This is a genomic window from Gilvibacter sp. (genome assembly GCF_013214815.1).
Taxonomy (GTDB): Bacteria; Bacteroidota; Bacteroidia; order Flavobacteriales; family Flavobacteriaceae; genus Gilvibacter.
In genome coordinates this window covers 1-4803 of the sequence record NZ_JABSPU010000109.1, presented here as the reverse complement: position 1 = coordinate 4803, position 4803 = coordinate 1, and the positions used below count along the sequence as shown (strand labels likewise).

5 protein-coding genes are annotated in these 4803 nt (G+C 42.9%); all 5 read right to left on the bottom strand.

Going from position 1 to position 4803, the window contains the following annotated elements:
* Window positions 1-17: 17 nt before the first annotated feature.
* On the bottom strand, window positions 18-2048 hold the full coding sequence (locus HRT75_RS14040; protein ID WP_291188033.1) for a VWA domain-containing protein: 2031 nt from the start codon (window positions 2046-2048) through the stop codon (window positions 18-20).
* Window positions 2049-2070: 22 nt separating this feature from the next.
* The gene (gene fabG, locus HRT75_RS14035) at window positions 2071-2817 is read right to left on the bottom strand and encodes a 3-oxoacyl-[acyl-carrier-protein] reductase (protein ID WP_291188030.1); all 747 of its coding nucleotides are present in this window, start codon (window positions 2815-2817) and stop codon (window positions 2071-2073) included.
* 117 nt (window positions 2818-2934) lie between these two features.
* Window positions 2935-3807: a succinate--CoA ligase subunit alpha gene (sucD, locus tag HRT75_RS14030; protein WP_291188027.1), complete on the bottom strand. Its 873-nt coding sequence runs from the start codon at window positions 3805-3807 to the stop codon at window positions 2935-2937.
* Window positions 3808-3878: 71 nt separating this feature from the next.
* Window positions 3879-4283: a nuclear transport factor 2 family protein gene (locus HRT75_RS14025; protein WP_291188024.1), complete on the bottom strand. Its 405-nt coding sequence runs from the start codon at window positions 4281-4283 to the stop codon at window positions 3879-3881.
* A 1-nt stretch (window position 4284) separates the two neighbouring features.
* Window positions 4285-4803 (bottom strand): UDP-3-O-(3-hydroxymyristoyl)glucosamine N-acyltransferase (locus tag HRT75_RS14020; protein ID WP_291188021.1); only part of this gene is annotated, 519 nt, incomplete at its 5' end.

The following is a 4803-nucleotide window of genomic DNA, read 5'->3' as shown; positions in this document are numbered from 1 at the left end:
TTTCCATGGTTTCAATATTATATTAATCCGTTGTATTTTCTGGTAAACCACTCTATTGCTAGTAGTAATCCGAGCAATCCGAGCAGGAATTTTAGGGATATTAAAGGTACGACATTTTGCCTACTTTTCTGAACAGGAACAAAGCGATCATCTGTAATTAATGCTGATTTGATCTCCTCCAATTGATCCTCGTAAAAAACACTCCCTTGAGTATTCGCTGCCAAAGCAGTGAGTTTTAGAACATCTGGTGTTAGCAGTTGCTCCTCCTCGCTAAAATCCAAAATGGTGAATTGCCCGCTTCTGGCAATCCCCTGCCCATCAACAGTGACCGTGACATCATAAACACCAGCAGCCAATCCATCTAGATTTGCTTGGTAGTAGTTGTTTTTAAGCAGCATGGGCAAACGCTGACTAGTGCCATCTGTTGCGGTATAGGTCAAATTCAAACTCGCTTCAGGATCAAATTGGTAATTCTCATTGAAGTACTGCGCTTGAATACCTATTTGCGCGTTGCTGTAATAAAAGGATTCATAAGATACGTTCAATCGGCTTCTGCGCTTATTAGACGATAGATACTGTACCATATTGGCGACCAGATCATCAAATTGGTCAAATCCTCGAGTCTCAATAAAGTTGTGCGCACGCCAACGCCATAGGTCCTGTGCATCCCAAACGGCTTCACGGACCCCATCCGCTTCAAAACTGAATAGCATGGGAGATTCCGTAAAAATACCGGAAATGGTTTGACTCAAAATTTCATCGTATGGAACAAAAACATCCAAACTCCCGAATTGAGTGATCAATGGAGGATAACTGCTAAAATCCACGGGGTCCATAGCAAAAATGGGATAGTTCCTATTGGTCTCAGCAGAAACCTGATCCTCTCCACCGGCGCCTATTTTTGCATATTTAAGTTGAACGTCGTTTAAAAAATTCCAATCCGTTTGTAGGCCTGTAATGGTCCAACGGTTCTTCTTGAGCTCGTTGAGTTCTTGGTATACGGCTGCAAATCTAGAGTCGGGTTGATACAGAATCACCAATTGATAATCGTCTAAATTACCCACCGCCTGAGCCGGTTCCATAACCTCGACTTCTCTTTGTTTTAAAGTAGTTATGGACTTTTTGAGTGCTCCTAGATCAGGATGTTGAATCGTGGTAATCACTGCAACACGCGTGCTCTGGTCTATAACCTCTACCGCAAACTGTTGTCTATTATTACTGGTGTTTCGCTCGTTGCTCAAGGACTGAAGTTCTGCAGTATAGGTTTGTATCCCCACCTGATCTGCTTTGAGCAGCACTTGCAGTGTCTGCGCGTTGGCTTGAGTGTCAAAGCTAACTGGCTGTCTCTTAACCACTTGATTTCCTTTGCGAATGATCAATACCGAATTTACAGCACCAGTTCCTGTGTATCCTAAAGAGAGCTCCACAGGAAACTCATTGTCTTGATAAGCGTATCTGTTGGCGTTCAAACGAGTAATACGCAGATCTTCAAATTGGGTGGTATCTCCCATGACCATAGGGAATACTGGATTCTTAAGACGACTTGCCAAACTGGCATAATCCCTACCCAAGGTCTGATTTCCATCACTCAGTAGCACAGTTACTGCGTTTTGATCGCCGTATATAGTTTCTAGTCCTGTTAAACCGTCGGCTATATTTGTGGTGACTCCTTGGTAATTCAAGTCAGACAGTGGACCAAAGCTTTGATCGAATTGATAAGCAGTAATATCAAAGCGCTCCATAAGCTCAGTATCTGTGTTTAGCGCATTACTCAAATTAGTTGCCAAACTAACTCGATCCAAATTCTCCAAAGAACTTGAATTGTCAACCAATATGTTCAATGCTGGTTTTTGAGTGGTATAGGTTTCTTTTTTGATCTTCGGATTGACCAAAAGAACACCTAGGGTCAATAAAGTCATAAAACGAAGAATCCCAAGAATCCAGCGGAGTCTTGGGTTCAAACGTGATTTAAAACCATACATATACGCAGACAACCCAAGAGCAATAACTGCAGCAGCAATAAGAGATAAAAGGGTCGTTGCGGACATTAATTAATCTAGAATCTAAGTATTAGGTGAGCATACCACCGTCTACATTCATTACTTGTCCGGTGATGTAGGCCGACAGGTCACTGGCTAGGAAAACACAGGCATTCGCAATATCTTCTGGTTGTCCTCCACGCTTAAGTGGGATTGCATTACGCCATCCTTGTACAGTATCCGGATCCAACTTCGCAGTCATTTCCGTTTCAATGAATCCCGGTGCGATCACATTACAACGAATAGAACGCGATCCCAACTCCAAGGCAACAGACTTACTGAATCCAATGATTCCAGCTTTAGAAGCTGCGTAATTGGCTTGTCCTGCATTTCCTTTGACACCTACCACAGAACTCATGTTGATGATTGAACCACTGCGTTGTTTTAAGAACGTACGCTGAATGGCTTTAGTCATATTGAACACAGACTTGAGGTTAACCTCGATCACTTTGTCAAAGTCTTCTTCACTCATACGCATGAGTAAGTTGTCTTTGGTGATCCCAGCATTGTTGATCAAAACATCTACCGTTCCAAAATCTTCTAAAACTTGTTTTACCAATGCCTCACACTGCTCAAAATCAGCGGCGTTGGATTGATATGCCTTTGCAGTTACTCCCGTGGCGTTTAGCTCTGCAGCTAAGGCATTCGCTGCTTCTGCGGATGAACTGTAGGTAAAAGCTACATTGGCTCCGTGGGCAGCAAATACCTCTGCTATTCCCTTCCCGATTCCACGGCTTCCGCCGGTAATGATCGCTGTTTTTCCTTCAAGTATTTTCAAAGTGGTAAATTTTAGTTGGTTGAATGGTAAAGATAGTAAATGAGGAGGCTTTAAATAAAAAGAGACCGTATAAAATTATGGTAATTTACACGGTCTCTTCTTAAAAGTTTTAACAGCCTATCCCAGTACTTCAGCGACTTTTTTGCCGATCTCTGCTGGAGAGTCTACCACGTGAATTCCGCATTCACGCATAATTTGTTTTTTGGCCTGAGCAGTGTCTTCGCTTCCGCCTACAATAGCACCAGCGTGACCCATTGTTCTTCCTTTTGGAGCAGTCTCACCTGCGATGAATCCAACTACTGGCTTTTTGCTTCCGCTGTTTTGGTACCAATTAGCCGCATCGGCCTCTAATTGCCCACCGATCTCACCGATCATCACCACACATTCGGTTTCTGGATCGTTGATCAGCATTTCAACAGCTTCTTTGGTTGTTGTTCCAATGATTGGATCTCCACCAATACCAATAGCAGTAGTAATTCCAAGGCCTTGGCGTACCACTTGGTCCGCAGCTTCATAAGTCAATGTACCCGATTTAGATACAATACCTACGTTTCCTTTTTTGAAAACAAAACCTGGCATAATACCAACCTTAGCCTCTCCCGGAGTTATTACTCCTGGGCAGTTAGGCCCTACCAAGCGACAGTCGCGCTCAGCGATATAATTAGAGGCTTTGATCATATCCGCAACAGGAATTCCTTCAGTAATTGTGATAATTACTTTAATTCCTGCATCTGCAGCTTCCATAACAGCGTCTGCAGCAAAAGCTGGTGGTACAAAGATGATCGTGGTGTCCGCACCAGTTTCTTTTACGGCTTCTGCAACCGTGTTGAATACCGGGCGATCCAAGTGGGATTGTCCTCCTTTTCCAGGAGTCACACCTCCAACAACATTGGTTCCGTACTCGATCATTTGGCTGGCGTGGAATGTTCCCTCGCTCCCAGTGAATCCTTGTACAATTATCTTAGAATCTTTATTGACTAATACGCTCATGTGTAGCTGTAATTTACATTTGGTTTTTCGGAGTACAAAAATACACTTTTATCTCCTAAAAAATAAGTGGACTAGACTTTAACTTTATGATAAGATTCTGTGGTGTCGTCTAGTTCTGTCACCGGTTGACTCACTTGATAACCGCGATACATTTGTCCGTCTTTGATCTCCCAAATAGCGATAAAGTGAGCAATACCCAACTCCTCCTCTGGATTCTCTAAAGTACTGACGTAGTATTTGTATCTGATGGTCACAAAGTTGTCGTCCTGTAAAAGGTGACTCACTTCAATTCTCAAATCGTCATAAGTGTTTCTGATCTCCCCAAAAAAGCCTTCCAGATCTTGGTAATTCATAATGGTCAATCCATCATTGCTGTTCCAGATCAAACTGATTTCTGGGTGGAAAAAGGTCTTTAAAACCGTCGGATCCCCTAATATATCGGCCTTGTAAAAGTTGCGTACTACTTCTTTAGACATATTATTTGTTTTGCTGTTTGATTTGCTCCATCAAAGCTGGTATCATTCTGATGGAGGCTATTTCTTTGTATTTCTTTCTGAATTCATCGGCTGGAATACCAAAATAGTGCTTCCCGCCTTCTAAGGATTTACTCACTCCTGCTTTGGCAGAGATTACTGTCTTGTCTCCAATGGTGATTCCGCTGGTAATTCCAACCTGTCCCCAAACGGTCACTTGATTGCCCATGATCACGCAGCCGGCAATTCCGGTTTGTGAGGCAATAAGGCAGCGTTCACCAATGACGGTATCATGACCAATATGGACTTGATTGTCAATTTTAGTCCCTTTCATAATGGTCGTATCTCCTGTAACCCCTTTGTCAATGGTACATAAGGCTCCTAAGTCAACATCGTCTTGAATGACCACACGACCTCCACTGAGGAGTTTATCGTAGCCTTCAGGTCTGTTTTTGTAATAGAAGGCATCTGCTCCTAAAACCGTTCCGGAATGGATGGTTACATTATCACCAATAATGCAATG